Annotated in this window: 24 protein-coding genes, 1 tRNA gene and 1 pseudogene; 15 read left to right on the plus strand and 11 right to left on the minus strand. The window is 60.6% G+C overall.

Annotated features, from left to right (window positions below; translation table 11 throughout):
* Positions 1–2: 2 nt before the first annotated feature.
* From OCH239_RS12475 to OCH239_RS22670, 6 genes and pseudogenes are all read right to left on the minus strand, one after another.
* Positions 3–833, minus strand: a complete 831-nt coding sequence (locus tag OCH239_RS12475) for a carbohydrate ABC transporter permease (protein ID WP_037263094.1) — start codon at positions 831–833, stop codon at positions 3–5.
* Positions 830–1,756, minus strand: coding sequence for a carbohydrate ABC transporter permease (locus OCH239_RS12480; protein ID WP_037263097.1), 927 nt, complete (start codon positions 1,754–1,756; stop codon positions 830–832). Before OCH239_RS12480 ends, OCH239_RS12475 begins: the two co-directional genes overlap by 4 nt.
* A 71-nt stretch (positions 1,757–1,827) precedes the next feature.
* Positions 1,828–3,087 (minus strand): ABC transporter substrate-binding protein, encoded by a 1,260-nt coding sequence (locus tag OCH239_RS12485; protein ID WP_051489454.1) that lies wholly within the window; start codon positions 3,085–3,087, stop codon positions 1,828–1,830.
* A 116-nt stretch (positions 3,088–3,203) separates the two neighbouring features.
* Positions 3,204–4,250: a LacI family DNA-binding transcriptional regulator gene (locus tag OCH239_RS12490; protein WP_037263098.1), complete on the minus strand. Its 1,047-nt coding sequence runs from the start codon at positions 4,248–4,250 to the stop codon at positions 3,204–3,206.
* A 202-nt stretch (positions 4,251–4,452) separates the two neighbouring features.
* Positions 4,453–5,733, minus strand: coding sequence for an MFS transporter (locus OCH239_RS12495; protein WP_037263100.1), 1,281 nt, complete (start codon positions 5,731–5,733; stop codon positions 4,453–4,455).
* 243 nt (positions 5,734–5,976) lie between these two features.
* Positions 5,977–6,066 (minus strand): annotated as a pseudogene (locus OCH239_RS22670).
* 150 nt (positions 6,067–6,216) lie between these two features.
* On the opposite strand from OCH239_RS22670, the gene OCH239_RS12500 reads away from it, so the two are divergent.
* The 6 genes from OCH239_RS12500 to OCH239_RS12520 all read left to right on the plus strand — a co-directional run bounded on the left by OCH239_RS12500 (position 6,217) and on the right by OCH239_RS12520 (position 10,671).
* Complete coding sequence (locus OCH239_RS12500; protein ID WP_037263102.1) at positions 6,217–6,558, plus strand: hypothetical protein; 342 nt, start codon at positions 6,217–6,219, stop codon at positions 6,556–6,558.
* Between the two features lie 256 nt (positions 6,559–6,814).
* On the plus strand, positions 6,815–7,015 hold the full coding sequence (locus tag OCH239_RS12505) for a hypothetical protein (protein WP_037263103.1): 201 nt from the start codon (positions 6,815–6,817) through the stop codon (positions 7,013–7,015).
* A 138-nt stretch (positions 7,016–7,153) separates the two neighbouring features.
* Complete coding sequence (locus OCH239_RS22090; RefSeq protein WP_084782426.1) at positions 7,154–7,963, plus strand: metallophosphoesterase family protein; 810 nt, start codon at positions 7,154–7,156, stop codon at positions 7,961–7,963.
* A gap of 739 nt (positions 7,964–8,702) precedes the next feature.
* A complete protein-coding gene (locus tag OCH239_RS12515) occupies positions 8,703–9,947 on the plus strand; it encodes a hypothetical protein (RefSeq protein WP_157577861.1) in 1,245 nt (414 codons plus the stop codon).
* Between the two features lie 73 nt (positions 9,948–10,020).
* On the plus strand, positions 10,021–10,143 hold the full coding sequence (locus OCH239_RS23750) for a hypothetical protein (protein ID WP_280110961.1): 123 nt from the start codon (positions 10,021–10,023) through the stop codon (positions 10,141–10,143).
* A gap of 63 nt (positions 10,144–10,206) precedes the next feature.
* The gene (locus OCH239_RS12520) at positions 10,207–10,671 is read left to right on the plus strand and encodes a hypothetical protein (protein ID WP_037263109.1); all 465 of its coding nucleotides are present in this window, start codon (positions 10,207–10,209) and stop codon (positions 10,669–10,671) included.
* A gap of 175 nt (positions 10,672–10,846) precedes the next feature.
* On the opposite strand, the gene OCH239_RS22675 is transcribed toward OCH239_RS12520, so the two are convergent.
* Both OCH239_RS22675 and OCH239_RS22680 read right to left on the minus strand, forming a co-directional pair.
* Complete coding sequence (locus OCH239_RS22675; protein WP_157577862.1) at positions 10,847–11,140, minus strand: hypothetical protein; 294 nt, start codon at positions 11,138–11,140, stop codon at positions 10,847–10,849.
* A 54-nt stretch (positions 11,141–11,194) separates the two neighbouring features.
* On the minus strand, positions 11,195–11,404 hold the full coding sequence (locus OCH239_RS22680) for a hypothetical protein (protein ID WP_157577863.1): 210 nt from the start codon (positions 11,402–11,404) through the stop codon (positions 11,195–11,197).
* A gap of 282 nt (positions 11,405–11,686) precedes the next feature.
* Between OCH239_RS22680 and OCH239_RS12525 the strand changes: the two genes are divergently transcribed.
* The 4 genes from OCH239_RS12525 (at position 11,687) to OCH239_RS22100 (ending at position 16,567) form a co-directional block, all read left to right on the plus strand.
* Entirely contained in the window at positions 11,687–12,655 is a 969-nt protein-coding gene (locus OCH239_RS12525) for a hypothetical protein (protein WP_037263112.1), read from the plus strand.
* Positions 12,628–13,977, plus strand: a complete 1,350-nt coding sequence (locus OCH239_RS12530) for a primase-helicase family protein (RefSeq protein WP_157577864.1) — start codon at positions 12,628–12,630, stop codon at positions 13,975–13,977. Before OCH239_RS12525 ends, OCH239_RS12530 begins: the two co-directional genes overlap by 28 nt.
* Positions 13,978–14,934: 957 nt before the next feature.
* Positions 14,935–15,192 (plus strand): hypothetical protein, encoded by a 258-nt coding sequence (locus tag OCH239_RS12535; protein ID WP_037263116.1) that lies wholly within the window; start codon positions 14,935–14,937, stop codon positions 15,190–15,192.
* 337 nt (positions 15,193–15,529) lie between these two features.
* Positions 15,530–16,567 carry a tyrosine-type recombinase/integrase gene (locus tag OCH239_RS22100; RefSeq protein ID WP_157577865.1) on the plus strand — a complete coding sequence of 346 codons (1,038 nt, stop codon included), beginning with the start codon at positions 15,530–15,532 and terminating at the stop codon, positions 16,565–16,567.
* Between the two features lie 60 nt (positions 16,568–16,627).
* Here the strand turns inward: OCH239_RS22100 and OCH239_RS12550 are convergent.
* Positions 16,628–16,711 (minus strand) — tRNA-Leu (locus tag OCH239_RS12550).
* Positions 16,712–16,836: 125 nt separating this feature from the next.
* Between OCH239_RS12550 and OCH239_RS12555 the strand changes: the two genes are divergently transcribed.
* Both OCH239_RS12555 and OCH239_RS12560 read left to right on the plus strand, forming a co-directional pair.
* Positions 16,837–17,415 (plus strand): YqaA family protein, encoded by a 579-nt coding sequence (locus OCH239_RS12555; protein WP_037263124.1) that lies wholly within the window; start codon positions 16,837–16,839, stop codon positions 17,413–17,415.
* A 25-nt stretch (positions 17,416–17,440) separates the two neighbouring features.
* Entirely contained in the window at positions 17,441–17,905 is a 465-nt protein-coding gene (locus OCH239_RS12560) for a disulfide bond formation protein B (protein ID WP_037263129.1), read from the plus strand.
* A 4-nt stretch (positions 17,906–17,909) separates the two neighbouring features.
* On the opposite strand, the gene OCH239_RS12565 is transcribed toward OCH239_RS12560, so the two are convergent.
* Positions 17,910–18,359, minus strand: coding sequence for an Lrp/AsnC family transcriptional regulator (locus tag OCH239_RS12565; RefSeq protein WP_037263142.1), 450 nt, complete (start codon positions 18,357–18,359; stop codon positions 17,910–17,912).
* A 121-nt stretch (positions 18,360–18,480) separates the two neighbouring features.
* Here OCH239_RS12565 and rocF point away from each other — a divergent pair, with 121 nt between their 5' ends.
* Genes rocF through OCH239_RS12580 form a run of 3 tightly spaced genes read left to right on the plus strand, consistent with a single transcriptional unit; the run spans position 18,481 to position 20,881 of the window.
* Positions 18,481–19,401, plus strand: coding sequence for an arginase (rocF, locus tag OCH239_RS12570; RefSeq protein ID WP_037263145.1), 921 nt, complete (start codon positions 18,481–18,483; stop codon positions 19,399–19,401).
* Between the two features lie 8 nt (positions 19,402–19,409).
* Positions 19,410–20,465, plus strand: coding sequence for an ornithine cyclodeaminase (locus tag OCH239_RS12575; protein ID WP_037263147.1), 1,056 nt, complete (start codon positions 19,410–19,412; stop codon positions 20,463–20,465).
* A complete protein-coding gene (locus OCH239_RS12580) occupies positions 20,462–20,881 on the plus strand; it encodes a PPC domain-containing DNA-binding protein (protein ID WP_051489455.1) in 420 nt (139 codons plus the stop codon). Before OCH239_RS12575 ends, OCH239_RS12580 begins: the two co-directional genes overlap by 4 nt.
* A 115-nt stretch (positions 20,882–20,996) precedes the next feature.
* On the opposite strand, the gene mfd is transcribed toward OCH239_RS12580, so the two are convergent.
* Positions 20,997–24,479: a transcription-repair coupling factor gene (mfd, locus tag OCH239_RS12585; RefSeq protein ID WP_037263150.1), complete on the minus strand. Its 3,483-nt coding sequence runs from the start codon at positions 24,477–24,479 to the stop codon at positions 20,997–20,999.
* Positions 24,480–24,484 lie beyond the last annotated feature (5 nt).

Raw genomic sequence — 24,484 nt, forward strand, 5'->3', positions numbered from 1 at the left:
GGTCATCCCTTGACGGCGCCGCCGGTGAGGCCTGCGACGATGTATTTCTGGGCAGCGAGGAAGAAGACGATGGCGGGCACGATGGTCAGCGTCACGAAGGCAAGCGTGCGGTTCCACTCGGTCACGAATTCGCCGCGGAACTGCATCATGCCGAGCGGCCAGGTGAAGACCTCGCGGCTGTTGAGCACCACCAGCGGCAGCAGGAAGTTGTTCCAGCTCTGGACGAAGACAAAGACGCCGACGGTGGCGAGGATCGGGGTCGAGAGCGGCAGCGTGAAGCGCCAGAAGAACCGCACGTAGCCGCACCCGTCGATATAGGCGGCCTCGAAGAGCTCCTTCGGGAGCTGCTCGAAGAAGGTCCGGAAGAGCAGGATGGCGAGGCTGAGGCTGAACGCGGCCTGCGGCAGGATCACGGCCCAGTAGGTGTCGAGCAACCCGATGTCGCGCACCTTGATGAAGAGCGGCAGGATGGCCGTCGCGAAGGGGAACATCAGCCCGAGCAGGAGGTAGGAGAAGAGCATCCGCGAGCCGAAGAACCGGATCTGGGCAAAGACGTAGGCCGCGGCCGCCCCGACGATGAGGGTGATGATCACCGCCGCCACCGACATGATCAGCGAGTTGCCGAGGTACCGCCAGAACATCGGATCGGACACGATGGAGCCGTAGAACTCCCAGTTCCAGCTCTCGGGCAGCGCGAAGGCCGAGGTCCGGATCTCGGCATTCGTCTTGAACCCGCCGAGGACGGTCGCGATCATCGGCGCCAGCACGAAGCTCGCCACGATGCACAGGAACCCGACGCGCAGGATGTTGCGGATCAGCTGGCCGCGGGTCATGCCTTGTCCTTTCCCATGAAGAAGCGCTGGTAGAAGATCGCCACGGTGATCGCCGCAAAGAACAGGATCACGCCCACCGCGCTGCCGAAGCCGATGTTCAGCCGGGTCAGGCCGAAGGTGTAGAGATAGGTGACGATGGTATGGGTCTGGTTCGACGGCCCGCCATTCGTCAGCGGAATGATGATGTCGAAGACCTGCAGCGCGCCGATGATGGCGAAGAAGGCCGAGACGATGATCGCGGGCTTGATATGCGGGATCTGCACGTAGCGCACGATCTGCCGGCGCTTCGCGCCTTCGATCCGGGCCGCCTCGATCAGGTCTTCGGGCACCGATTGCAGCGCCGCGATGTAGATCATCATGTGGAAGCCGAAATACTTCCAGACGATCACGGTCATCACAGCGACGAAGGCCCAGTCGCGATCCGCGAGGATGAAGAAACTTTCGGCCCCGAAGCTCTGCGCGATAGAGGCGGTGACACCGTAATTTCCGTCGAAGACGAAGCTCCAGATCAGGCCCGCGGCCACTTCGGCGAGGATGAAGGGCAGGAAGAAGATCAACCGGAACACCGCGTTGGTCGGCGTCTTCCGGTAGATCAGAAGGGCGAGCAACAGGGCCAGCGGCATCTGCAGCAGGATAGAGATCGCGACGATCTTGAGTGTGTTGCCGACCGCCTTGTGAAAGATCGAATGCCCGGCGATGCGCTGATAGTTCTCGAGCCCGACGAAATCCGTCGGCGCCCCGTAGCCGTTCCAGTTGAAGAACGAATACCAGACGGATTCGCCCAGCGGCAGCATCACGAAGAGCGTGAAGATCAGGAGCGCGGGGGGCAGCAGGATCAGCGCGGCGGTCACGCGCCCGTTGCCGAGACTGCGGCGCAAGCGCTCGGACGCCGACAGGCGCCGTGTCGTGGCGGCGATGGCCATTCAGATCTCCGGAAAACAGTGGGGGAAGACGAGGCCGGCGCGCGGAGGAGGACGCGCGCCGGCCGGCGAGATCAGCGGAAGTCCCAGGCCTCCTGGACCTGTGCCGCTGCCTCTTCCGGCGTGACCGCGCCTTGGGCGAGGTCTGCCGATATGTCGTTCACCGTCGCCCCAACCGAGGCACCGAGGAACTGGTCGAGGAAGATCTGGTGATAGGCGCTTGACTCGATGTGCTCGGCGACCTGCGCGTAGAAGTCGTTCTGCAGCGCATCTGACGTGCCCTTCGCCACGGGGATGAAGATCTCCTGCTCCGCGGCCTTCCGCTGGTTCTCCTCGTTCAGCATGAAGGCGAGGAACTCGATTGCCTCGGGTTCGGCCGAACTCGACACCGCCCAGCCGTTGATCCCGCCGAGCGTCGCCTCGGCGCCGCCCTCGGTCACAGGATCGGAGATGACGGGGAAGGTGATGATCTTGAGCTCCTCGTCGGAGAGCCCGCCGCTTGTCGAGCGCTCGCGCATCGGCAGGTAATCCCAGTCTCCCATGAGGTAGAAGGCCCCTGCCCCGTCCGCGAACATGCCGCTCGAGGTCTCGTAGGTGGTGCCCATGAAGCCCTCCTGGAACGGCTCCATCTCGGTCAGTTTCTGGAACTCGCGACCTGCCTCGATGAAGGCCTCGGATTCGAAACCGTCCCCTTCGCCGCCCATCGCGGTCGAGACGACGTCCGGCCCGCCTTCCCGCAGCGCAAGGTAGCTCCAGTAGAAATGGAGGGGCCACTTGTCCTGCCCACCGGTGATGATCGGCGTCACGCCCTCGTCCTTCAGCGTCTGCACGGCCGAGAGGAAATCTTCCCAGGTCTCGATCTGGTCCACATCGACACCCGCCTGCTCGGTGAGGGTCGTGTTGACCCAGAGCACGACCTCGGTCGCGTAAAGCGGCAGGCCGTAGAGGCTGCCGTCGACCGTATAGGCCTCGAGCGCGGCTTCGGGAAGCGTCTCGCGGAAACCTTCCGGAAGCATGCCCGATATATCCTGCAGGAAGCCCGCCTCGGATTGCTGCACGAGCGTCTGACCGCCCCAGCTGTAGAAGATGTCCGGCCGCGCATCAGATTGCAGGAGCGTCGGCAGCTTGGACTTGTAGGCCTCGTTGGCGATGTATTCGAAGTTGACGTCGACACCGTCATGCTCGGCCTCGAAGGCCTGGGCGATGTCTTCGTAATACTGCTCCTGCTCCTCGTTGATGGCAACGCGCAGGACGCTGATCTCGGTCTGGGCCGCGGCTGCGCCGGCCGTCGTCGTGCCCGCCAGAAGAGCGAGTGTGGTCAGGGTACGTTTCATGATGTCCTCCCGGTTCACGTCCCGGAGCGCCCTCTTACCCGCGCCCCGAATCGTCATCTTTGACTAACGTACATCATTTTTGCTCAACGAGAAATGCACCTTAAAGTCGAGCGGCGCTACGGAAGGTTGTCGCGCAGGAAGACCTCTACGCCGATGCGCTCCGCCGCACCGTCCACGAAGCCGCCATCGGCGAGCGCGCGTAGGGCCCGGATCGCCACGTCGATCTCGCGCGTCTCGTCCTGATGGATGACGGCGTCGAACACACCGTCGATCAGCGCATCGCGCGAGAACCTCGTCAGTTCATGGACCACGACCGAGGGGCGGCTCTCTTCCGCCAGGACGGAGACGGCGCGCGAGATGCCGCGGTTGCCTGCCCCGAGGCTGTAGACGCCGACGATGCCCGGATCCTCAGCCAGCGCACGGGCCAGCCGCTCTTCGACGATATCCTGGTCGTCGAGACCCTCGATCACGGCAGAGATGGATTGATCCGGAAATTCGGCGCGCAGGACCTGCTCGAACCCGAGCCGCCGTTCGACATGGTCGCGCACCAGCATCGAGCCAGCGACGATCGCCATCTTTCCGCGCCGCCAGCGACAGAAGCGACCGAGCAGGCTGGCTGCAGTCCGCCCGGCCTGAACGTTGTCGATACCGACGAAGTGCTGGCGCTCCGACGAGGGCAGGTCCGACACCAGCGTGACGACAGCGATGCCCCGCGCACGCAGATCCCGGACCGCGACGCGGACCGCGGTCGCGTCGGTGGCAACGACCGCGACCCCGTCAACCTGGCCGGCATCGATGCCGCGCAGTTCGGCCGCGAGCGCCTGCGCATCGAATGGCGGAACCGTCGCCACCTCGATCAGCGTCGACTCGCGGGCCGCACCTGCCATGCGCTCTCTGAGGCAGGTTTCGAGCCCCCGCATGAACGCGTTCGAGCCCGAGGGGAGAACGAAACGAAGTCGGTATAACCTGCGCCGAGACAGGTTCGCGGCCGCCAGGTTCCGCTCGTATCCAAGCCGCTGCATCGCTTCCGAGACCCGGATCTGCGTGGACTTCCGGACTCCCTCCCGGTCGTTCAGCACCCGGTCCACTGTCGACAGGCTCACGCCTGCCATCCGTGCAACGTCATGAATCGTTGGTCGGCTCACACTTGCCTCCCCATACATCAGAGTGATTGACGTACGTTAGTCAGGCCTGGCGCTTTTGTCATCACCCGATACGGTGTCAAAAGAATTTCAGACCGTCGCCGCAATGGTTGCCGTTCCGGCTCAGGAATACATGCCGCCATAAGCGTTGATCGGAGATACTTTGACGCAGACGATGCTGGTCGCGAAAGCATTGTCGTGACGTTGGGCGAGTTGGTCGAGATCAGCGGTTGCCGGGGGTCGACCAGCTGTCGGCATCTCGCTCTGCCTCCGCCTGTTCCGCTGCCCATGCACCGGCAGCTTCCACCGCCACGGGTGACGCGGTGGGAACCACGCCGAGGTAGCTTTCGGCCTCCTCCAACGGCACGGCCGGGCGCTGCGTCATGCGATAGAGCGCATAGAGAGCGATGGCGGCAAAGGTCCCTCCCAGGGTGAGCCAGAAGGCAAACGGGCCGAAGCGCTGCATCGCCCAGCCCGCCACGAGCGGCCCCAATATGGCACCGACACCGAATGTCAGCACCAGCCCGCCCGATGCCGCCGGCATGTCTTCGGGAGAGAGCGCGTCGTTGGTGTAGGCCAGAAAAAGGGCATAGAGCGGTGTCGTCACGCCTCCCGCGAAGAATGCCGCGGCCATGAGCGCCCACAGGTCGGTGCCGGCCATCCAGCCCGCGATGCAGCATGCTGCCCCGAGGACGGAGGCTCCGAAGATCAGCAGGCGCCGGTCCATGCGGTCGGACAGCCAGCCGATCGGATATTGCAGCACCAGAGCCCCGGCGAAGAGCATGGCGACGAACAGGGAGATCTGCGCGGCGGTCATGTCGATCTGGGTGCCGAACACCGCACCCATTCCCGATTGCGTCGCGTAGACACCGCCGAGGAGGAAGATGCCGACCGTGCCGAGGGGGGATCCGCGGAAGAGCGCTCCCAACGACATCGGGCGAGTGACCTGCGCTGCGGGCACCGGCGAGACCGACAGCAGAATGGGCGCGAACGAGATCGAGACGAGGATCGAGGCGCCGATGAACAGCGCGGATGTCGCAGCATCGCCGAGGTTCAGAAGCGCCTGGGCCCCGATGATGCCGAGGGTCTGCGCGATCATGTAGGCCGCGAGGACCTTTCCACGGTTCTCGTTGGTGGACGCATCGTTCAACCAGCTTTCGGCGGTGACGTATATGCCCGACATGCAGAATCCGACGAGCACCCGCAGGATCGTCCACGCCCATGGCTCGGCCACCAGCGGGAAGGCGATCAGTCCGGCCGACATGAAGCTGCCGAGCGCCGCGAAGACGCGCACGTGACCCACACGGCGGATCATCACCGGGCTGAGCCGCGCCCCCGACAGGAAACCGGCGAAGTAGCCCGAGGTGACGATGGCGAGTTCCGTCGAGGAGAACCCCTCGATCCCGCCACGCAGGCCGATCAGGGTGAAATGCATGCCGTTGCCCAGCATGATCAGCACGATCCCGAGGAGAAGCGCCCAGATCCCCGACAAGATCTGGTTCATGAACAGCTCCTCATCGGATTAGGGCACGCGTGCGACGAAAATCGTTAACTGACTGCACCTTTTCGTACGCATTCTGTCAATCCGTCGATCTGGGGTTTTCGGTGCCGGGAATTGGTGGAGCGGAGTGCAGATGCACGATTTGGCCCAATGCGGCCGCGCCATGGTCAGGAAAGCATCCCTGGACCTGCACCTCCCCGCGAGTGCTCTCACGGTAGAGCCTGCTCAATCAGTGCGCTGACCCGCTGGTACCCAAGGTCGGACTCGAACCGACATGACCTTTCGGCCGGGGGATTTTGAATCCTCACGAAAATCAATTTTATCATTTACTTACGCCTCTCGACTCCCAAAGACGTTACATGAACGAGCCGAGAACGTGGGAGTCACCATCCTAGCCATTCGTGGGAGCAAATGGTCGGCCCCACCGTAGGGTCGCAACCCGCATCACCGCGTCAAACCAAGCCAACAACAATCAGAGCGCAAGACATGACAAACGACGAATACGTCTTCGTGCGGATCACCAAGGTGCTTATGGCGACCCCGAACCAGGCGCGCCGCGCGCTGACCATCGCGCGAGCCCTCAGTTCCGAGAACACCTACCATCACCGCGATGCCGACGGTGCCGAGCTCGACATATTGGGCGACGACTACCTCCTCGCAGATGGCACCGACGATTTTGGTGGTGCTTTCAGCGACGTACCTTCGCCTGAGATGCTACTTGGGATCGAAGAGCTTTGCTCGACAGCCGGTCGCCTCAGTGCGGCAGAAGTTCAAGAGCACACCGGACGCACCGTGGACGAGTGGATCGAGATCAACTCCAAACGTTAAGCAAGAGCGCCGTTTTCACGGAAACGACACCACTTCTGCCGAGCCGCCCAAGGTTCGCCAGCTCATGGACTGACCACGTAGTTAGGATTTCCGGCCATGTTGTATGCGACCGATCCCGAACTTGTGCTAAACTACTCCAGTACTCGGGCTTGTTCCCACGCCGGTGACGGCTGTCCGAAAAAAACTTGGCACCCGGATGCTAGCACCCATGCTCATAAATCCTCGGAAACTGCGACAACGTCTAGAAGACGCAGGCATGGAACCGCAGCTAGCTGCAGCGCTGTCAGAAGCGATTACCGAAATGCATGATCCGAAGAATGCCAGTGAGGTGGACCGGGCACAAATCGCCACGCTCGTCGACGTAAAGGCGTTCGCGAGGGAGCTAAAGCTTGCGCTTGCGATACAGGCGCTGGCTATCGTTCTGGCGGCGACCACCCTCCTCCGCTTGATCCCGTAATACGTTCTAGCTGCAGGTTCTACGGGCGCGAACCAAGCATGGCGTCAACTTTGGCTGTGACCACGCCCCTCCCTTCCATATCCCTTTTCGCAGAAAGGCTCTTCACAGGCCACCTAGCTACGCATACTAGGAAACATAATGGCTTACGACCCGCTCCGCTCTAGCCTTGCAGTCCGCCTAGAAGGCGTTCTGTTCTATGGCGATCCCCATGGCCGCTGGGAGCCGCTCCATAAGGCATTAGATTTCGACATCCATACCGTTTTCATGCTCGGAGACCTTGCTGAGGCCAAACGGAACCCCGAGCAGGTTGATGACGCTCGCCAAGCACTTAGACGAATCTCAGATCTCGGCGTGGATTGGCATACGATTTCGGGAAATCACGACTCGGACACCGCAAAAATCTGCGATCTACTCTTCTACGAACTTGAAGAGAAACTCGCTGACGGTAAAGTTATTAATGTTCAGACGGGCGATGTGAAGGTGGCCGGCTTGGGCGGCGTCATCCGCGGGCGCATTTGGGATGGAGAAGCTAAGCCTTATGTTCAATCCCCGGAAGAGCTTTTGGCCAACACGCCAAAACAAGAACGCTATCGCCAAGGCCTCCCATTCAAAAAACGCAGCACCATCTTTCCTTCAACAGTTGACTACCTTTCCGAGCAAAAAGCAGATGTTCTGATTACTCACGAGGCGCCCAGCTGTCACCCGAATGGTTTTGGATTTATTGACAAATTGGCGGATGTGATGGGTGTGCAATTAATTGTACATGGACACCACCACACCCCATACAACGCGCGTTTAAAAAACGGTGTGAAAGTCAAGGGCCTTGGCCTAGCTGAAACTTGGCGCCTCGAAAGCAATCTCTCCCCTACCCAAAGCAAGTTACTACGGTCGGGCCTCAAGTCATTGAATGAGAACGAGCGGGCGTATAGAGCACTGAAAGACAAATAGCAGCCACAATATTTGAATTGGGCAGCGTTATTTCCGCTGGCGCACCTCCGTTTGCCGCATTCCACTTACTCCCTAGGCATCCGCCCCACTCCAAAAACTTCCAGATCTTCACAATGACTGAATATCGATATTCCGATTATCAGCACTAATGTCGACGTTACTCCCCAGACAGCTCCACGCACTATTATTTTGGGCGGGCGTGTCACTAGCCTTCACCTTCAGCCTTTCCGACTTTGCTTTCGACAACACGATTCAGCGTGCACTCCGAACCGCGATTGCAGATGTCCACTGCATTCGTTATCTGCCATTGTTTTAGCTTACTCAATCAGAGAATTGCCAATGCAGGCCGACGCGCCGAAGAAGGTCTCGACGTCGTCCCGAGTATGCCTCAGCGCCATGCCGAATAGGACCTTCAAAGCCAGGGACGCCTGTATCGCCTCGTAGCATATTTCCGCTGTAAGCATCGCTGTACAGTCGAAGGCGGAAAGTAGACGACATCAGGATCGAGCCAGATCGCCAGGGAGCACGCACTATCGACGCTCGGTTGCGGGAAAACCAGATATGGATCTTGTAGCTCAGCAAGAGAGAACTCCTCATGAGCGCTCGCCATCTGGCCGGAACCAATTGAAGGCCCGTTGATAGCATTTGAGCAACAACTCCTGCGCACACAAGTTTTCGCCTTGAACTCAGTCGATACGCGTGCCAGCGATCCGCCGCGTGAAGGTAATGGAGAAAATGAATGCTAGCGCTGGTCAGTCGAGGAAAAAGAGCAACTTTAGGCCTAGCTGCGCTAACTCCAATTTTCGACATACTTCAGCCAGCCTCGCAATTCAGCTGGGTCTTTCTGGCAATTTCCGTAATAATTTTTCTTCTTTCATTTACTTCTCTAGAATTCTTAGGTAGGTCGCTGGCCACACTACGGGACGAAAGCCTCTTAGTTCTTTTGGTTTCTGCTTGTTACGTCGTGTACAACTTGCAGCCGGATCCGCCAAGCCGACCGTTGATTACAGCCATCACCGACAGATTGGATGAAATATCAGCGAGCGTCGCAAGAGTAGAAGATAAGGTTGAGAAATCGGCCGCCCAAACGGATCGCATCGAAACCAACACAAGCGATATTCTGGATCGGCAAAGCGCTATGCTATCGAACCAAGCCAAATTTATGGTAGAGAAGTATTACGGTAGCAAGAAGATCCCGCTGCTGGAACGCAATAAATTTCGGCTGGAAGGCAAGACATACCAACAGTCTTTGGTGTCTATGGCGGATGGCGAGAGAGTTATCTCGGAGCCGAGGTTCTTCTCAATTGCGAAGCAGGGAGACCTCGACAATAACGGTTACGTGGACGTGGCTGCGGTCACCTATGGCGGGGGTACCTGCTGCCAACCTTGGTTGGATACCATTTTTTTGAATCTAGGCGAACAGCGCTTTGCTGAGATTGAAGTTCCTACTCATGAGAGCTGGGAATTTTATGAGCTGGGGTCTGGACACGGCCTTAAGCTGTTCGGCTACAACGGCGATATGACTGAGTACATAATCACGAAAGATGGGCTTGCGGAAATCGCAAACTTTCAACAGGCTGCATATTTCTACGATTTCGATGAAGTTTACGATCTGTGGTTTAAGAACGGAGATGTCCCAGAGTTTGTTGAAGAAGTCGAGATTGACGATCTTGCAAAACCTGATCATAGGGTCTTAGGTCTGGAACGCGTCTTCAAAGGGAAGCTTAACGAAAACGAAACTCCTGATGAAATTCACTGCTATAGCTCGGGCGTCACAATATCGTTCGGCAGGTACTTGCCTCCCTGCCGGATTTTGCTAGACGGAAGATCTGAAACCTATTTTGCGACGGAAGAACTTGATCAATACCTCCATTTCACAGTGATTGGCATTGACCGAACAAAAAGCGGCCGAGCAAAGGTGTATTTAGGAAGCCAAGGCGCGTCCAAGAGCGAGTTCCATCGTTTACCAGTCCCTTACGATTGATGGTGGTCTTATCCAGCGCTGATTGGCTTCGGTCAAAGCGTCGCTGCAGTAGTCAAAAGAGGTAACCGGGGAAATGTGCGCGGTCTCAGTCGCGTACTGGGCGCTCTGGGAGCCGATCCTGGCCCAGGTGACCAAGGAGGAACGCGAGAAGGCCCTCCTGACCAAGGCGATGCCCCCGAGCCTGCGGTTGCACTGATCAAACGGGTGAGACAAGAAGGGACCTGGCAGAAATGCCGGGTCTTTTTCATTTGGAGCCGAAATGAGCGATAAGCAAATACCGCCCCTCATTCAATTGCACTACGACGAGATGACGACAACGCGGGGTCGTATCCTTGAGGCCAGAAAGCAAGTATCAACGACGCTCTTCTCACTCAATGGAGGCGCGACGGTCGCCCTTTTGGCCCTCATCCAATCGGGGTACCTGGACCGCGATGTGATTACGCTATGGTTTGTGAAGGCAGGGGCATTCATTTGTGGTCTGGGGGTCATATTTGCGGCAGTCTCTCAGCTCCTAAACTACCAGTACCTTGGCCAAATCGCCGCGCTGGAGCTTTCCAAAGAACACGATTTTGACGAGGGCGTCATGGTCGATGGCCCGCCTTCTGAAGGGATCAGGAAAAAGGCCATTAGCTTTCTTGGACGATGCGAGGCCTTCATCGTCGCATCTTGTGTCGCTTTCACCCTCACGCTCTTCGGGCTGACATTAGTGACGATCTGGCCCTAGTGAGACACCTCTGGATACTCTGCTGCTGCGGCCACCAGGCCGAAATGCCCTAGGACATGTCCAAGAGCACCCTGCGGAAGGACATATTACCTTCCGCGAGGTGCTCGAATTGTGGCCCGTATTGCTTCGGAGAACGCATGCCCGGTGTAGACATATACGTTTAAATGCTCGCTCCTCAATGTACGCTTAAATGAACTTCATCGAAAACGCGGGGGAAGTTCTCCTGGAGGCTCGATACGATACTTCCACTGTAATTCGTAGCAATTCGGATCTGAGATTTTATATCTTCGAGCTTATCAAGCGCAGCTTGCTCACTGCACAAACCTGCTTGTTGGGCCAGAAAGTCTTTGAAGAACCCGTGGCATAGGTAATTCCTAGCATCAAGCGCGACCTCGAAAGTTGTAAAGAACTCCGAACCAACTTCATCCATGAAGAAATGCCCTTCAAGCTCCTTCTTAAGCTTTCCCAAAGTGCCCTTTTGAACTAGCTGAGTTATTCTATTGATTTCAGACCGTGCATCCCGTCATGATCTCCCGTCATTTCTTTCTACACTCAAGGCGCGGGCGCGTGTGCTATCGATCATATCGGCAACCCCAACGGGTTCACCACTACGTGATAATCTCAATTCAATCATAAGAAGCGTGAGAATTGCAGTAGATACTGCATCCTCAAGAATTTGAGCCTCCTGAAGAGCCTCTCCAGCTTCCTGAAAGATTCTCAATTTCTTACTCACTTACGCTCCTACTTATGTATAACAGGTTCACCACAATCTCAGAAAACACCTTTATCGACGAACCCCAGCGTCGAGGCATTTTCTATAAGAGTTCGTGTACGCTTCTTGGAGGCACGGCGAACTGCACCAGCGCTCTTCCAAAACTCCACCCCCGCGGAAAACAGTTGAAACCGATCTATGCCCGAGGGGGTACGGCGTTCTCCAAGTTACCAAGCCATCGACCCTCATCCATTTGTGTAGCGCGGCTCGCCCCGTGCCGCGCTACACAAATGGAATACTGGCATGAAAGATTTGTCCCCCCTATACGGAAAGGTGACGCGTGGTTATCTTTCTGTTTGCACTCTGAAAAATGGAAAGTTTGAAGTCGCTCGCTTCTTCGAAGTTCAGAAGCATGAAGAGGCAGCCGCCTTTATGGCGCAGCTCTCGCGGACGCAGAGCACCTACTTCAGCTTCAACGTTATAGGCGCACCCCCGCACATTGGCCGCGGAACGGCAGCGGACTTCATTGCCGCACCCGGCGTCTTTCTCGACGTTGATCTAAAGCAATCGCAATCGGGCATCCATAAGGCGAACGCGCGCCTGCCTGAGACCCAAGAAGAAGTCCTCGATCTGTTGGATCGGCATCGCCTTCCATTTCCCACGCAAATCTTGAACTCTGGGAACGGACTGTACCTGCGGTACCTCTTCGAAGAGCCCTACTACTTTGAGGCGAACGGGGAACGTGCAGCATTTCAGGAAAAAGCAAAGTGGTTTTATCATCGGATCGCCGGGCATTTCAACACAGTTGGATGGTCGCTCGACAACGTCTCGGACCTGCCGCGTGTTACTCGTATGGAGGGCACTTGGAACCATAAGACCGTGCCACCCAAGCCCGTAACCTTGGTCAATCATGACGATGACAACCGGTACTCCATCGAATGGTTCGATGATTTCACCTCTCAAAATGTGGCGACGACGCGGGCCACTCGCCGCCGGTCGACTGACTTGACCGTCAGCGGACAGCTGCGGGGGCAGCAGGCGGGCGATGATGCCGACAAAGCGGATGCCAAGGCCATGTGCTTGGCATGCGCCTGGTTACGTTTGGCATACGAAAATCGCGCAGATCTTACATACTCGGAATGCTCGCAACTGCAGGACTTCTCAAGCATTGCAAGGACGGGGAGCAGATTTTCCACGAGTGGTCTTCGGCCGACCCTCGGTACGACGGGCGCGAAGCTTCGGCCTTGTTCGAAGACATCGAGGGTCCGATGACCTGCAGCTACATAGCAGAAATCAGCGGCGCCGCGACCTGCGCGACCTGCCCGGCGTCCGTAAATCCCCACGTAGGATCGCCGATCAACTTTGGTCGTGTCACGAATCCTCACCTCGCCGGCGTTTTTGGATCCGTGGTTTACGTAAACGAACGCGAGATGTTCAAGGACCTTGCGTCCGGGCGAGAGTACACGAAACAGAACTTTAACGATCATTTCGCACGTTACTTCAAGACGCCAACGTCAACGGCGTTGGCAAACAAGCTGCTCACGCAAGTGACGACCACGGCCTACCTGCCCGGCGTGCCCGACCGCTTCGTCGCCACGCTTGAACGTGGCATGGTCCTCAACACTTGGGTCCAGTCTGACTTGGTGGCGGCGCACGGGGACACCAGCATCATCGAGGAGCATCTCGCCTATATCATTCCCGAAGCCGTCGAGCGCGACCACGTCTTGGACGTGCTGGCACATATCGTACAGAAGCCAGGTGAGAAACTCTGCCACTGCGTTCTCTTTGTCGGTGGTCAAGGCACAGGGAAGAGCTGGTTTACGAACCTGATCGAGCTGTTGGTTGGACGGCACAATACGACCAAGGTCGACAGCGACACACTGGGGTCCACCTTCAATGCCCGCATGGGCGACAAACAGGTCCTGTTCCTGGAAGAAGTCGGTCTGGATGACCGTGCCGAGGCCTACAACCGGCTCAAGATGTGGATCACGGAAACCTCGGTGACTGTCGAGGAAAAGCACCAGCCTCGCTACGAGGCTCAGACGCCCCGGCTGATGCTCGGGTTCTCCAACCGGGCAGTGCCGATCAAGATCGAGGCAGACGACCGCCGGTTCATGTTCATCCGTGCACCGGAAACCCCGCGAGACCAAGCGTACTACACTCGTCTGTTTGGAGAGGGCTTAGAGCAAGCGGCGGGTTTCCTTCATCGGCTGCTGCATCGGGACATCTCGGGCTTCTCCGCCAAGGCACGTCCACCGATGACGTCGCTCAAGGCGGAAGTGGCCAACGCATCGCGCCCGGTCGTGGAAGTCGAAGTCGGCGAGATGATCCGGAACTCCGAAGCGCCGTTCGATGCGGAGCTCTTTCAGCTTTCCGATCTTCGATGGGCAGTCCGTGAGCGAGTGAATGCGCGGGCTAATACAAGCTACAATGAACTCGGTCGGGTCCTCCGGACGCATGGATACGATCAAATTGGCGTCCAAGTTCGATACAAGGGGCGCCCCTATCGACTTTGGGGTCGCTCTGCTTCCGAATGGTTCACTGCGACTCCCGACGAGGTCCGCGAGTACCTGGCCTCTAAACCTGGTCTGTAATCTGCTCTACGACTGCCGGCGGCGAAATCCGCCGGCAGTCGTGGTGGTTCATCGCTTCGGTGCTTCACCACGTTTCTGAAAGCTGGGGTGGCAAAACGGCGCCATATAACTAAGCGCTCTATCAATAATTTCGCTTCTCGATTTCCAAAGCAGTGAAGCACTGAAGCATTGAAACAACCAGAATTGACAAATCTCTCCTAGATCCCCAATTGGTTTATGAGAAAAGAGCGTTCGTGGCCCCCCTCATGCAAAACTTCCGACACAAATTGATCGCAGACTCCGACCGGCTTTTCGAAGTCGCCCTCGACTCTGACCAACCTGTATGGTCTCCAATAACGACGCGACAGCTTTCGAAGCAGCTCGGCGTGTCGGTGCAGGTGCTCGCCAACTGGCGAGTTCGAGACATCGCCCCTCCCTCTTGCCCCGCGCCACGAGGTGGAGGTCATCGCCGCCACTACCGTATGGATGAAGTGCTCTCCTGGCTGACCGGTCGACCCTCTTGGGAGTTCAACCGCGCCTGGCTGGTTAGACGCGGCCTTGCCCCACACGACGCAGATGCGGCCTACGTGGAGTGGGCGACGAGCGTCCTGTAACCGGGCATGATGAAATACCGAAGAAACTGATTTCGAGTACCGAGACGCGTGACACTGTTCGTCGGGCACCGCCTCATTTTATAGCAAAAAAGTGTGTACACCTTCGTCTACGTGAAGGAGGCGTTCAGGTCCGCGCGGAACGGCCAAGACCGCGTAGCCCGAGATTTCGACTTCGACCGCGAGAAATTTCCTCCGCCACCAACTTTCTGGATTCACACGGCGAATCACCTCTGCTATGAGCAACGCCAATCACTGTATCACCCTGTGCTCTTTCAGATGTCCCAGATCGGGCGCCCTTAGAGGCGCTGCGTTTGGCATTGACCGCATGCGCCTTGGCAGCGGCGAAGACACACGGTGACCCCCAATGAAAAATACGACCTTCGATCAGCGTGCGGCGCTGGACCTGCTCTCCAGTCTGGCACTGCACCTCGCGGTCCAGATGGACATGAATCATGCCTCCTTTCCGGAAGACATTTGGGCGGATGAGCTCGCGGACTTGACCGATGTCCGCGACCTCTTGATCGCAAACGAGTGCGAAGTGCCCGAGGTCGTGACGCACGTGCTGGAGGGCGGCGCATCGAAACCCGCGGATGCCCTTGGGGGTACGGCCACCAAGCACTGATGCTTCTGAGACAGGCTTGCTATTTGACTGACACACTAATTTTCGTGAACAAGCCAGATGAAAGACAACGGGTGTATGCGAAATCGCGGATCGGTACGGATAATTAGCATTGGTCATATTGCTGTTGCTGAGAAAACTGCAGCAGCGATGTTCGACATGAAGCCGTTAACTTTTCGTAATCTTGTCAACGTTGGAGCACTTCCTCGACCGGTCAGCATCGGAGGGCTGGAACGTTGGAAGACCTCGGAACTTGAGGCCGTCCTCTCGGATACTTCGGGCTTTCTTCTGCAAGAAGACATTGAGGCATAACGTCTTGAACCCCAAAAAGCCGCGAATAGTGAAGAAGAACCTTGCTTGGAAACTCAATCGTTCGAAATCTTCTTGGTCTCCTTATTACCGAGTAACCTGGTACGAGAGTGGGAAACGCAAGGAACGCGCTGTCTTCCTTGATTGGAAAGGCGATCCTCAACTTTTGGACTCGCTCTACTGGAGTTGCCGTGCAGGTCAACACACGAACCAACAGCAAAGATCAAAATATCGCTGGGGCGAGGTAATTCGGCTCTGGCGTGCTGATGGCGTTATCCAGAAGAAGTTGGCTGCTAAAACCAAGAGCAGCTACCAGCGAGAAATGGAAGCACTTCTTGCAAAGAACGCTGACAAGGACATGAGGAACACCACGAGAGCTGGCCTACGGAAAGCCCATGCCGAATTGATAGAAACGCGTCGCAAGGCGGACTGGCGCATTCAGATAGTTTCTCTTCTTTGGAACTATGCCGTCAATAAGTTGGACTGGCCGCTGGGTCCTAATCCTGCATCAGGGCTGGATAAATATGGCGTACAGAAGCCGTTTGACCCATGGCCCGAGTGGATGATCAATGCCCTAGACGCGGCACCTTCGGCGGTAAAGACAGTCGGCTACGTACTTCGAGGAACAGGGCAGCGACCTGGGGCTGCAGTGGGCATGCGCTGGGATCAATTTAATGGCGAGTATATGACAGTGGTCGATGAGAAAGGTGACCAAGAACTCGAAGTATACTGCCCCACTTTCCTACGCGAGTATATTGCGACTTTGTCAGTCGCTGGGTCACACCTGATACCAAAAAACCTGCGTGAGCCTCTCGGGTATGACGCCGTCGAAAAGGCCTTCCGCAAGTGGCGAGAAACGCTGGGAGATCGCGCAAAGCGATTTACACTGCACGGATTACGCAAGGCCGCGATCATCGAGCTGGCTGAGGCAGGCTCCACGGACGCAGAGATTCAAGCCGTAACCGGTCAGAGTGCCGAGATGGTGGCATACTACCGGATGAAAGCCAGCCGCAGAGCATTGAGCCGCACCGCTCAGATGCGCCGGGACCAGAACGGGAACAGAACGTGACGGTGGGAGTCGTAGGTGGGAGTCAATCCAATACAGCTGTTCGGTACTCAGCTAAGTCGTTGGTGCCCAAGGCCGGACTCGAACCGGCACGCCTTGCGGCGGGGGATTTTGAATCCCCTGCGTCTACCATTCCGCCACTTGGGCCCGGCCCGTGTCCTATCGCCCACCCGTCGGTCCGTCCAGAGGCAATCGGGGACGAGGCGCCTTGACGGCGCCTGCCGGGCCGTGATCAAGCGGCACGGACCCCCTGTGGCCCCGGATCTGCTTTCATGCTCAAGCGCCTCTACGCCTCCACGCTCGCTGCGGCTGAGCATCCGCACGCGCTCTGGCTGCTCGCCTTCGTGTCCTTCATCGAAAGCTCGGTGTTTCCGATCCCGCCCGACGTCATGATGATCCCGATGATCCTCGCCGCCCCGCGCCGCGCCTGGCTCATCGCCGGCATCGCCACTGCGTCTTCGGTGGCGGGAGCCCTCCTGGGTTACGCGATCGGCTTCTTCGCCTACGATCAGATCGGCGCTCCGATCCTGGAGGCGCTCGGCAAGGGCGACAAGATGGACGCCTTCAACGGCCGCTTCCAGGACTGGGGTATCTGGGCCGTCCTCATCGCCGGCATCACGCCGTTCCCCTTCAAGGTGATCACCATCATGTCGGGCTGGTCGGCCTTCCCCCTCATTCCCTTTATCCTGAGCGCCATCGCCGCACGCGCGCTGCGCTTCTTCGTGGTCGCCGGGCTTCTCTACGCGTTCGGCGCGCCCATCAGAGACTTCATCGAGCGGCGCCTCGGGCTCGTCTTCACGGCCTTTTGCGTGGCCCTCGTCGGGGGCTTCGTGTTGATCCGTTACATCTAGGACAGCCGACCGGGACACGCGAAGAATGACCTCCAAACCTTTGATCCTCATCGCCGCGACCGGTTCGGCCGCCCTTCTGCTCGGGGCGCTGGCGTTCCAGTATCTGGGCGATCTGCCGCCCTGCAAGCTCTGCTACTGGCAGCGCTACCCGCATGTCGCTGCCATGGTGATCGGAGCTCTGGCGCTGGCGCTCTCGATCGGGATCCTGCCCCTTCTCGGCGCAGCCGCGGCGCTCGCCTCGGCCGGCGTCGGGATCTACCACACCGGGGTGGAGCGCGGCTGGTGGGAGGGTCCGACGAGCTGCTCGTCGGGCGCCATCGAGGGTCTTTCGACAGATCAGCTGATGGACCAGATCATGACCGCCCCGCTTGTGCGCTGCGACGAGATCGCCTGGCAGATGGCGGGCCTGTCGATGGCGAGCTGGAACGCTATCGCCTCGATTGCGCTCGCGGTGATCTGGCTCATGGCCTGGCGCGCCGGGCGCACCTGAGCTCTCAGGCCTGCGCCCCGATCTGGCCTCGCGCGCTCTTCTTTGTAGAAAGCAGCAGCGAGGTCTCGGAGGTCGCCACCCCGTCGAGCCGCCGGACCCTTGCCAGCACGTCGTCGAGCGCCTCGAGATCCGCGGTCCCGAGCTCCACGATCACGTCCCAGCGTCCATTCGTGGAATGCAGCTCGCGAACCTCCGGATAGCCGGCGAGATGGCGCAGGATCCGGTCCGTACCGCGCCCCTCGATCCCGAGCATCATCAGCGCCCTGACGGCGTCGCGCCCGAGATCTTCCTTGAGCACCAGGGTGAAGCCAAGGATGTCACCCGACCGCCTGAGCTTCTCGAGCCGGGCCCGGACGGTCGTTCGCGAGAGCCCGAGCGTGCCGCCGAGTTCGGACAGCGAGGCTCGCGCGTCGCGCCGGAGCGCGGCGATCAGCCGGTAATCGATATCGTCCATTCCGGAACCTCAAACCTTCGTTCCGCGCAGATCTCCCCCGAAACGCACGGAATGTCCACTGGACCGGCGACCGGTCCGCCTCATACTCCGCCGCAAGGACGCAACACGAGGGACGAGCTCCATGACCCGAACCATCCTACTCGTCGGCGCTCCTGTCGACAGCGGCAAGCGCGGCGCAGGCTGCCTGATGGGCCCGGATGCCTACCGGACCGCCCGTCTGCCCGGCGCGCTCGCCGATCTCGGCCATGAGGTGATCGATCTCGGCAACGTGACGCCGGCCGCCACGGAGGCCGAGCCCGACGCGCATCTCCACGCCCTGCCCGAGACCATCGGCTGGACCCGGGCGCTGTCAGGTGCGGCCGAGGCCGCCCTTGCCCGGGGAACGGCGATCTTCCTCGGCGGCGACCACGCGCTGTCCCTCGGCACGGTGCACGGTGCGGCGGCCCATGCGGCAAGCTCAGGCAAGCCGCTCTTCGTCCTCTGGCTCGACGCCCATTCCGATTTCCACACCTGCAAGACGACCGACAGCGGCAATCTCCACGGCACGCCGCTCGCCTACCTGACGGGCCGCAAGGGCTTCCCGGGCTTTCCGTCCGTACCGCACCCGATCCCCGAAGAGCAGGTCGCGATCATCGGCCTGCGCTCGGTCGATGGGCCCGAGCGCATCGCGCTCGAAGCGAGCCGGATCCGCCGCCACGACATGCGCTACATCGACGAGCACGGAATCGCGCAGCCCCTGACGGCGTTTCTGGACGCGGTCGCGGCGGCGGGCGGGCACCTGCATGTCTCGCTCGACGTCGATTTCCTTGACCCGGCCGTCGCCCCGGCGGTCGGCACCACCGTGCCCGGAGGCGCGACCGTCCGCGAGGCGCATCTCGCGATGGAGCTCCTGTACGATTCTGGTCTCGTGACCTCGATGGATCTCGTGGAGCTCAACCCGATGCTCGACGAGCGCGGCCGCACGGCGCAGCTGATGGTGGATCTCGCCGCCTCGGCCTTCGGGCGCCGAGTCTTCGACCGCCCGACACCCCGCATCCTGTGAGCGCCGCCATGACACCTTCTTCAAAGGCCCTCGTCCCCTTCGTGTCGGTCGAGAACATGATGCGCCTCGTGCACCATCTCGGCATCGAGACCGTCTTGCGCGACCTAGCGGACCATATCGAGGAAGACTTCCGCCGGTGGGAGCTTTTCGACAAGACGCCCCGCGTCGCGTCCCATTCGCCCGGCGGCGTGATCGAGCTGATGCCGACTTCGGACGGCGCTCTCTACGGCTTCAAATACGTGAACGGCCATCCACGGAACACGCGATCCGGCCTACAGACCGTCACCGCCTTCGGCCTGCTCGCCGATGTCGCGACGGGCTATCCGGTGCTGCTCACCGAAATGACGCTGCTGACCGCTCTCCGCACCGCCGCGATGTCGGCGCTGGCGGCGAAGCATCTCGCGCCTCGCGGCGCCCACGTGATGGCGATGATCGGCAACGGCGCGCAGGCGGAATTCCAGAGCCGCGCCATGCAGGCCATCGTCGGCATCGACACCGTGCGCCTCTACGATATCGACCCCGTCGCGACCGAGAAATGCGTGCGGAACCTCGCGGGCAGCGGCCTTTGCGTCGTCCGATGCGGCAGCCCCGAGGAGGCGGTGGAAGGCGCGCATATCGTGACCACATGCACCGCCGACAAGCAATACGCAACGATCCTGTCGGACAACATGGTCGGCTCGGGCGTGCACATCAACGCAATCGGCGGCGACTGCCCCGGCAAGACCGAGCTCGCGCCGGCGATCCTGAAGCGCTCGTCGATCTTCGTCGAGTATCCCGAGCAGACCCGCATCGAGGGCGAGATCCAGCAGCTCGAACCCGATCACCCGGTGACCGAGCTTTGGGAGGTAATTTCGGGAAAGGCCCGCGGTCGGCAGACGCCATCCGAGATCACCCTCTTCGACAGCGTCGGCTTCGCGATCGAGGATTTCTCCGCACTGCGGTTCGTGAAGGCGGCAATCCAAGGCACGCCATTCAGCGAGGATCTCGACCTTCTCGCCGATCCCGACGATCCGCGCGACCTCTATGGCATGCTCCAGCGCAGCGCCGCGGTGTCTGAGGCATGATCCGCGGCGTGGCCCCGGCGGGGCAGAGCCGACATCTCGCGCTGCGGCTCCTGCCTGGCGAGGACCTGCGCGAAGCGGTGGAGGAAGCCTTTTCGGCAGAGCCGGAGACCGCGGGCTTCGTGGCCGCCGCCATCGGCTCGCTCTCCGCCGCCAGGATCCGCCCTGCCGGCCGCAACGACGCCCTGATGCTCGCAGAACCGCTCGAGATCGTCTCGCTCTCGGGCACGCTCTCCCCGGACGGGGCGCATCTTCACATCGCGGTCGCGGATGCGCGCGGCACCATGACCGGCGGCCACCTCCTGCCCGGTTGCGCCATCCGCACCACGGCGGAGATCGTGATCGCGCTTCTTACGGACCTGCGCTTCTCCCGCCCGCAAGATCCCGCGACCGGGTACAACGAACTCGTCATCGACTGAAGCGGCCCTTCTTCTTGGCATAAATATTCCGGGGGTCCGGGGGCAGCGCCCCCGGCCGGGGGTTTGGGGGCCTGCCCCCAAATATCGAACGCGCGCGCCAGCGCGCTCCGCCGGATCAGGCCTCCGCCTTGGCCTTCTTCGCCTTCTCGTGCTCCTTCACCTTCGCGGCGAGGTCGCGGGCGATGGCGAAGGCGCCCTGGATCTTGTCCTTGTCCCGGGACCAGTCTCGGCGGATGACGATCTTGTTGTCCTTGACCTTGGCGAGCCCGTCCTGCGCGCGGATGAACTCGACGAGACCCTCGGGCGCGGCGAACTTGTCGTTGTGGAACTGGATCGTCGCCCCCTTGGGGCCGCCGTCGAGCTTCGCGATCCCGGCGCGCTTGCACATGGCCTTGATGCGCACGACGAGAAGCAGCGTGTTCACCTCGCGCGGCAGCTTGCCGAAGCGGTCGATGAGTTCCGCCGCAAAACCCTCGAGCTCCACCTTCGTCGACAGCTCCGACAGGCGCCGGTAGAGCCCCAGCCGCACGTCGAGGTCGGGCACGTAATCCTCGGGGATCAGCACCGGCACGCCGAGATTGATATTCGGCGACCATTGCTCGTCGAGGTCCTGGATGCCCTCGGCCTCGCCGGAGCGGATCTTGGCGATCGCCTCCTCGAGCATCGACTGGTAAAGCTCGTAGCCGATCTCGTTCATCTGGCCCGATTGCTCCTCCCCGAGGAGGTTGCCCGCGCCGCGGATGTCCAGGTCCTGACTCGCAAGCGTGAAGCCTGCCCCGAGCGTGTCGAGCGAGCCCAGCACTCGCAGTCGCTTTTCCGCGGTTGCGGTCAGCTTCGCCCGCGGCTTGGTGGTCAGATAGGCATAAGCCCGCGCTTTGGACCGGCCGACCCGGCCGCGGATCTGGTAGAGTTGTGAGAGCCCGAACATGTCTGCACGGTGCACGACCATCGTGTTGGCCGTCGGGATGTCGAGGCCGGACTCGACGATCGTCGTCGCCAGAAGCACGTCGTATTTGCCGTCGTAGAAGGCGTTCATCCGGTCGTCGAGATCACCCGCCGCAAGCTGGCCGTGCGCGACGACGTAAGTGAGCTCCGGCAGCTGCTCCTTCAGGAACTCTTCCAGCTCGGCGATGTCGGCAACCCGCGGGCAGACATAGAAGCTCTGCCCGCCACGGTAATGCTCGCGCAGGAGCGCCTCGCGGATGGTGACGGGGTCGAATTCCGAGACGTAGGTGCGGATCGACAGGCGGTCGACGGGCGGCGTGCCGATAATCGACAGGTCCCGGACCCCCGTCAGCGACATCTGCAGCGTGCGCGGGATCGGCGTCGCCGTCAGCGTCAGGACGTGCACGTCCGAGCGCAGCGCCTTCAGCCGCTCCTTGTGGGTCACGCCGAAATGCTGCTCCTCGTCGACGATCAGGAGGCCCAGCCGCTCGAAGCGCACGTTTTTCGACAGCAGCGCATGGGTGCCGACGACGATGTCGGCTGTCCCCTTCGAGATCTCCTCGCGAGTGCGCTGCGCCTCCTTCGCGCCGATGAAGCGCGACAGACCCCGCACCTCGAGCGGGAAGCCGCGGAACCGGTCCTGAAAACTCTTAAGGTGCTGCCGGGCCAGGAGCGTCGTCGGCGAGATCGCCGCGACCTGCATGCCGGACATGGCGGCCACGAAGGCGGCGCGCATCGCCACCTCGGTCTTGCCGAAGCCGACGTCACCGCAGATGAGACGGTCCATCGGGTGGCCCGATTGCAGGTCGGCCATCACGTCCTCGATGGCGCGGAGCTGATCGTCGGTCTCCTCGTAGGGAAACCGTGCCGAGAACGCCTCCCACGCATGGTGCGGCGGCTCCATCACCGGCGCCTTGCGCAGCGCCCGCTCGGCCGCGACGCGGATGAGCTTGTCGGCCATCTCGCGGATGCGCTCCTTCATCCGCGCCTTCTTGGCCTGCCACGCGCCGCCGCCGAGCTTGTCGAGAAGACCTTCCTCGTGACCGTATTTCGACAAGAGTTCGATATTCTCGACCGGCATGTAGAGCCGCGACTCTTCTGCGTATTCGAGCAGAAGACACTCGTGTGCGGCACCGGCTGCCTGAATGACCTCCAGCCCCCTGAACCGGCCTATGCCGTGATCGACGTGAACCACCAGATCGTTGGGGCTCAGCGCCTGAACTTCGGTCAGGAAGTTCTCGGCTTTCTTTCTCTTTTTTGGCTGACGGATGAGCCGGTCGCCGAGCACGTCCTGTTCGGAGATGACTGTCAGCCGCTCCTTGCCGCAACGTCCCTCGAAGCCGTGCTCGAGGGCCCAGACCGCTAGGTGCAACCCGCGCTTGCCGATCCGCGTGCCGTCGGAGATCGGGATCGCCTCGGAGAGCCCCTCATCCTCGATGAGGCCCTCAAGACGCTCACGTGCGCCCTCGGAATAAGAAGCGACGACCACGGGACCCGCTTGAAGCTTTGCCCGAATGTGATCAACGAGAGCGCTGAAAAGGTTCACGTTTTCCTGCTGGCGCTCGAGACTGAAATCCTTCCCGATGCGGCCCTCGGCATCGACCACGCCCGGTCCGGACGCCTGCGCGAGCGGATGGAACCGCACGACGCGGCGGCCTTTCATGGTCTCGTCCCAGGCCGCCTCGTCGAGATAGAGCTGGCCCGGGGGCGTCGGCTTGTAGACCGTGTCGACCTTGCGGTCCTTCGACGCGGCAAGGCGGGTTTCGTACTGGTCGACGATCGTGTCCCATCGGGCAATGTGCTGCGGCTTCGTCTGGTCGTCGCAGGTCACCGTCGCCGAGGGCGCGTAGTCGAAGAGCGTCTCCAGCTTCTCGTGGAAGAAGGGCAGCCAGTGCTCCATGCCCTGATGTTTGCGGCCCGCGCTGACCGCCTCGTAGAGCGGATCGTCCGAGCCCGCGGCGCCGAACTCGATCCGGTAGTTCTGGCGGAAGCGACGGATCGCCTCCTCGTCGAGGATCACCTCCGACACCGGCGCCAGCTCTACGCGGTCGAGCTTGTCGGTCGTGCGCTGCGAGGCCGGATCGAAGCGCCGCGCGCCGTCGAGCGTGTCACCGAAGAGGTCGAGCCGCACCGGACCGCCGTCGCCCGGCGGATAGACGTCGATGATGCCGCCGCGGATTGCGTAATCGCCCGGCTCCATGACCGTCGGGGCCTGGCTGAAGCCCATCCGCGCCAGGAAGTTGCGCAGAGCGTGCTCGTCGATCCGGCGGCCGACATCGGCGACGAACGCCGCCTCGCGCAGCACCTCCCGCGGCGGGATGCGCTGGGTTGCGGCGTTGAGCGTCGTGAGCAGGATGAATTTATCGGGCATCCCGTGGGTCAGCGCGGCAAGCGTCGCCATGCGCGCAGCCGCGATGTCGGGATTCGGCGAGACGCGATCGTAGGGCAGGCAGTCCCAGCCCGGGAAGACGAAGACCGGCATCCCGGGCGCGAAGAACCGCAGCGCATCGCGCATCTGCGCGAGCCGCTTGTCGTCGCGCGCGACGTGGATGACAGGGCCGTTCTGCGCCTCTGCGAGGACCAGCGTCGCGTCGTAACCTTCGGGCGCACCGCCCTTGGTCACGTGGGTTTTGGGGAGTTTATCGGCAGCCATGGCCC

This window comes from Roseivivax halodurans JCM 10272, assembly GCF_000521785.1.
Lineage (GTDB): Bacteria > Pseudomonadota > Alphaproteobacteria > Rhodobacterales > Rhodobacteraceae > Roseivivax > Roseivivax halodurans.

Coding starts and splice junctions, on each gene's coding strand:
- rocF (WP_037263145.1), top strand. CDS start 18,481: ATGACCCGAACCATCCTACTCGTCGGCGCTCCTGTCGACAGCGGCAAG.
- OCH239_RS12535 (WP_037263116.1), top strand. CDS start 14,935: ATGAAAAATACGACCTTCGATCAGCGTGCGGCGCTGGACCTGCTCTCC.
- OCH239_RS12575 (WP_037263147.1), top strand. CDS start 19,410: ATGACACCTTCTTCAAAGGCCCTCGTCCCCTTCGTGTCGGTCGAGAAC.
- OCH239_RS12560 (WP_037263129.1), top strand. CDS start 17,441: ATGACCTCCAAACCTTTGATCCTCATCGCCGCGACCGGTTCGGCCGCC.
- OCH239_RS12565 (WP_037263142.1), bottom strand. CDS start 18,359: ATGGACGATATCGATTACCGGCTGATCGCCGCGCTCCGGCGCGACGCG.
- mfd (WP_037263150.1), bottom strand. CDS start 24,479: ATGGCTGCCGATAAACTCCCCAAAACCCACGTGACCAAGGGCGGTGCG.
- OCH239_RS12495 (WP_037263100.1), bottom strand. CDS start 5,733: ATGAACCAGATCTTGTCGGGGATCTGGGCGCTTCTCCTCGGGATCGTG.
- OCH239_RS12500 (WP_037263102.1), top strand. CDS start 6,217: ATGACAAACGACGAATACGTCTTCGTGCGGATCACCAAGGTGCTTATG.
- OCH239_RS23750 (WP_280110961.1), top strand. CDS start 10,021: ATGTGCGCGGTCTCAGTCGCGTACTGGGCGCTCTGGGAGCCGATCCTG.
- OCH239_RS12505 (WP_037263103.1), top strand. CDS start 6,815: ATGGAACCGCAGCTAGCTGCAGCGCTGTCAGAAGCGATTACCGAAATG.
- OCH239_RS12525 (WP_037263112.1), top strand. CDS start 11,687: ATGAAAGATTTGTCCCCCCTATACGGAAAGGTGACGCGTGGTTATCTT.
- OCH239_RS12480 (WP_037263097.1), bottom strand. CDS start 1,756: ATGGCCATCGCCGCCACGACACGGCGCCTGTCGGCGTCCGAGCGCTTG.
- OCH239_RS12515 (WP_157577861.1), top strand. CDS start 8,703: ATGCTAGCGCTGGTCAGTCGAGGAAAAAGAGCAACTTTAGGCCTAGCT.
- OCH239_RS12485 (WP_051489454.1), bottom strand. CDS start 3,087: ATGAAACGTACCCTGACCACACTCGCTCTTCTGGCGGGCACGACGACG.
- OCH239_RS12520 (WP_037263109.1), top strand. CDS start 10,207: ATGAGCGATAAGCAAATACCGCCCCTCATTCAATTGCACTACGACGAG.
- OCH239_RS12475 (WP_037263094.1), bottom strand. CDS start 833: ATGACCCGCGGCCAGCTGATCCGCAACATCCTGCGCGTCGGGTTCCTG.
- OCH239_RS12580 (WP_051489455.1), top strand. CDS start 20,462: ATGATCCGCGGCGTGGCCCCGGCGGGGCAGAGCCGACATCTCGCGCTG.
- OCH239_RS12490 (WP_037263098.1), bottom strand. CDS start 4,250: ATGTATGGGGAGGCAAGTGTGAGCCGACCAACGATTCATGACGTTGCA.
- OCH239_RS22090 (WP_084782426.1), top strand. CDS start 7,154: ATGGCTTACGACCCGCTCCGCTCTAGCCTTGCAGTCCGCCTAGAAGGC.
- OCH239_RS12555 (WP_037263124.1), top strand. CDS start 16,837: ATGCTCAAGCGCCTCTACGCCTCCACGCTCGCTGCGGCTGAGCATCCG.